Origin of the sequence: Trinickia sp. (genome assembly GCF_035492435.1) — a bacterium.
Lineage (GTDB): Bacteria > Pseudomonadota > Gammaproteobacteria > Burkholderiales > Burkholderiaceae > Trinickia.
This window is the reverse complement of the sequence record NZ_DATJJF010000001.1, coordinates 1-3,521: the sequence shown is the minus strand read 5'-3', so window position 1 is coordinate 3,521 and position 3,521 is coordinate 1. Positions and strand designations below refer to the sequence as shown.

Here is a 3,521-nt window from a genome sequence, read left to right as displayed (position 1 = left end):
TTGTCGACGACCGATTGCACGAGCCCGGGCAGCGCGCCGAGTGCGGTGCCGGTTGCGATCGGATCGGTGGCGTCTGCCTCGACAAGCAATGTTGGATGTTCGCCGCGCAAGAGCCGTCGGGAGAAATCCACGGGCACAGTGAGAACGAACAGCACTTCGCCGCGCGCAAGCGCTTGTCGGCCGGCTTCTTCGTTCGGCAGTGTGCGGGCAACGGCGAAGTACGCGGAGTGTTGCATGGCGGCGATAAAGCTGCGAACAAACGGGCTGTTATCCGCGACGATGACCGCGGAAGGCAAGTGCTTTGGGTCCGTGTTGATCGCAAATCCGAAGAGCGTCAGCTGAATGATCGGCACGCCAACGATCATGGCAAACGTGACTCTGTCGCGCCGCAGTTGCAAGAATTCTTTCAGCACGATGCTCCACCACCGTGCAAACGAAAAGGAAAAGCGCGCAACAAGCGGGGCGCGCGTGTTCATGTTCGCGCGTCCTGATGATGCGGATCGGGCGTGCGGCTCATCAGGTAGACGAACACGTCTTCGAGTCCCGTCGCGCTCGCCTCGATGTGCAGCGTCGGGTCGGTGCGTAGCGCTTCGAGGGTCGCTTCAAGCGCGTCTCGATCGCGACCGCTCACGTGTAGCGAAGCGCCGAATACGACGGTCTGCTCGACGCCCGGCATGTCGCGAACACGCTCGGACAAATCACTGAGCCGCGCGCCGCTGACGCTCCATGTGTCGAGTCCTTGTGCCGAAATGATGTCTTGAGCGGTGCCTTGCACGAGCAATTGCCCGTACGCGATGTACGCCAGCTTGTGGCAGCGCTCCGCCTCATCCATGTAATGCGTGCTTACGAGCACGGAGATCCCATCGGCGGCAAGCCGATGCAGTTCCTCCCAGAAGTCGCGGCGTGCTGCCGGATCGACGCCGGCCGTGGGTTCGTCGAGCAAGAGCAGTTGCGGGCGATGCAGCATGCACGCTGCGAGCGCAAGACGTTGTTTCCATCCTCCGGAGAGCGATCCCGCCAATTGATTGGCACGACTTAACAATCCAAGGGATTCGAGTGCGTGCGCCACGACCTCCTTGCGTTGCGGCATTTGATACATGCGGGCGACGAAGTCGAGGTTTTCGCGGATCGTCAGATCATCCCAATACGAGAAGCGTTGTGTCATGTAGCCGACGCGCTGCTTGATCTGCACACTTTCGCGGACTATGTCGTAGCCGAGACAGGTGCCACTGCCGGAATCGGGGGTGAGCAGGCCACACATCATACGGATCGATGTGGTCTTGCCGCTGCCGTTCGGACCAAGAAAGCCGAAGATTTCGCCGCGCGCTACTTGCAGCGACAAATCTCTTACGACGTGCCTTGTGCCGAAGTGCTTGTTGAGTTGGCGTACGTCAATGACAAAGCGGGTGTCGGCGGGCGGCGCGGCGGATGCGTTCATGGCAGCGTTCATGGCAATCTGACGGCGACGGGCTGGCCAGGATGCAGCTTGGGCGAATCGGTGGTCGACGCAGCAGCCTCAATCATGAAAACAAGCTTGGCGCGACTCTCGTTGCTGTAAATGACGGGCGGCGTATATTCGGCTTTCGACGACACATAGGTGAGCGTTGCAGCAATGTCTGCCGAGCATCCGTCGCAACGAATGACGACGTGGCGGCCAAGGGAGAGGGAGCCGACGATCGTCTCGGGCACGAAAAAGCGTACCTTGACGTTTTGCGGCGGCAGCAGTTGCACAATCGGATTACCGGCGCTCACCCATTCCCCGACGCGAAAGAGTGTGTCGTAGACGAGGCCTGCGCTGGGTGCTGTGACCCGTTTCTGATCGAGGCGCCATTGCGCCTGTGCGAGCACCGCTTGTGCGGCTTCCACCTGTGCGCCCTGAGCGCGAATCTGCGCGTCACGACCCGGTAGTCGCGCGACAGCCACTTCGCTTTGCAGTTCTCGCACTTGCGCGGCCGCCGTCTCAGCCGACGCGCGCGAGTTATCGAGCTGCTGTTGCGAGACGCCGCCCGCACTGAATTGCACTTCATCGCGCGCCAATTGCTGGGCGGCTCTTTTCGCCTGTGCGATGGCCTGAGCGAGTTGTGCTTTCGTCACATCGACCTCGCGTGGACGCTTGCCCACCTGCAGATCGGCAAGCTGTGCGCGGGCTGCTGCCAATTGATGTTGCGCCTGCTGCAAGGCGGCGATCTCGTTGAGGGACTCCAACGAAAAAAGCAGGGCGTGAGCGGCAACCGTCTGCCCGCGCTGCACGGACAGTTCGGCGAGCGTGCCCGATTGCGATGACGACAGATAGACGAATTCGCCTTCGACATAGCCTTGATACGTTGTGGCCTCTAACGTATCGGTGCCACGTTGGCCGCACGCGGCAATGACGATGATGGCGACGTATGAAACGGTGAAGAAGGCATGCCGATGCGCGCGATCCGCTCCGCGAAGCGTTCGAGGCTTCGGTGAGGGCGTGCAGCGCGTGCTCATTGGTCAGCTAATTCATGAGCTGGATACATTCATGCCGCTCCCGTTGGGTGGCGAGCGAGGCATGGTCAATCGAAAAGTGCGGTGATCAGCTCTTTCTCGACGTCTTTGCGACAAATGGTGTGGGCACGTGCTGGACCTGCTCGCTTCCGCACTTAGGGCAACGAGGATGAGCAGTTTCATGTTCGGCGATATGTTCGACGCTTTCGAACTTCTCGCCGCAGTGTTCGCAACGGTATTGATAAGTGGGCATGGCAGTCCTCCTGCATCGATTCTGCGCATACCTCATTAGTATGGTCGGTGGTGGCGCGAACTCAACACCGCAACATTGCCAGCCAGTAAGTTCAGATAAATGGGCGACGGGCCAGGCTGTGGGTGCGGACGACACCCGCAGCGTACCGATGGTTAAACGGATTGTCTGTGTTCGATGGCTTTGACGAGCGTATGCAAGACGCGGTTGACGGGCGTGGGCACCGCCCGTGCCGTGCCGCGGCGAACCACGTACCCGTTCAGATGGTCGATCTCGCTGCCCTTGTTGCGCGCAAGATCCTGCGCCGTCGAGGAGTACTGGCCAGGCATCGTCTCGGCAATCCCGCGCACGGCGGCATCGACATCGCCTGGCACCACCACGTCGTCCGCCTTCGCGACCGCGAGGCATTCCGCTACGACGTCGCGCATGACATCCGTCACGCCGCCACACTGCACGAGCTCGCCATAGGGCAACTGAGCGATTGCCGACATCGCGTTGTATGCGCAGTTCAAAATCAGCTTTGCCCACAAGGCGCCACGGACGTTCCCGGAAAGCTCAGTCGGGATGCCGGCTTCGGTCAGCATTCGCGCGATTTCAGCGGATGAGCTCGATGGCTCGATCACGAGCTCGCCGCGCCCATGATGCTTGACGTGGCCCTCGCCCGCCATTTCGGTGGCGACATAGACGACCGCTGCCGCCACTTCCTGATCGAGCAGTGCGCGCAGTCGCTCGGCGTTGTCGACGCCGTTTTGGAGCGAAAGGAGCACGGTCTCTTTGAGCAGGAAGGGCTGAATTTCGG

The 3,521-nt window shown here is 60.9% G+C and carries 5 protein-coding genes; all 5 read right to left on the bottom strand.

The window, feature by feature from the left end; translation table 11 throughout:
• On the bottom strand, positions 1-476 hold a 476-nt coding region (locus tag VL598_RS00025; RefSeq protein WP_325324652.1), incomplete at its 3' end, for an ABC transporter permease.
• Complete coding sequence (locus VL598_RS00020) at positions 473-1,438, bottom strand: ABC transporter ATP-binding protein (protein ID WP_325324651.1); 966 nt, start codon at positions 1,436-1,438, stop codon at positions 473-475. The genes VL598_RS00025 and VL598_RS00020, both read right to left, overlap by 4 nt.
• Before the next feature lie 8 nt (positions 1,439-1,446).
• A complete protein-coding gene (locus tag VL598_RS00015) occupies positions 1,447-2,475 on the bottom strand; it encodes an HlyD family secretion protein (protein ID WP_325324650.1) in 1,029 nt (342 codons plus the stop codon).
• An 85-nt stretch (positions 2,476-2,560) separates the two neighbouring features.
• Positions 2,561-2,725, bottom strand: a complete 165-nt coding sequence (locus tag VL598_RS00010; RefSeq protein WP_325324649.1) for a zinc ribbon domain-containing protein — start codon at positions 2,723-2,725, stop codon at positions 2,561-2,563.
• Positions 2,726-2,877: 152 nt separating this feature from the next.
• The coding region (locus VL598_RS00005) for a 2-dehydropantoate 2-reductase (protein ID WP_325324648.1) at positions 2,878-3,521 on the bottom strand (644 nt) is incomplete at its 5' end.

Coding starts and splice junctions, on each gene's coding strand:
- VL598_RS00020 (WP_325324651.1), bottom strand. CDS start 1,438: ATGAACGCATCCGCCGCGCCGCCCGCCGACACCCGCTTTGTCATTGAC.
- VL598_RS00015 (WP_325324650.1), bottom strand. CDS start 2,475: ATGAGCACGCGCTGCACGCCCTCACCGAAGCCTCGAACGCTTCGCGGA.
- VL598_RS00010 (WP_325324649.1), bottom strand. CDS start 2,725: ATGCCCACTTATCAATACCGTTGCGAACACTGCGGCGAGAAGTTCGAA.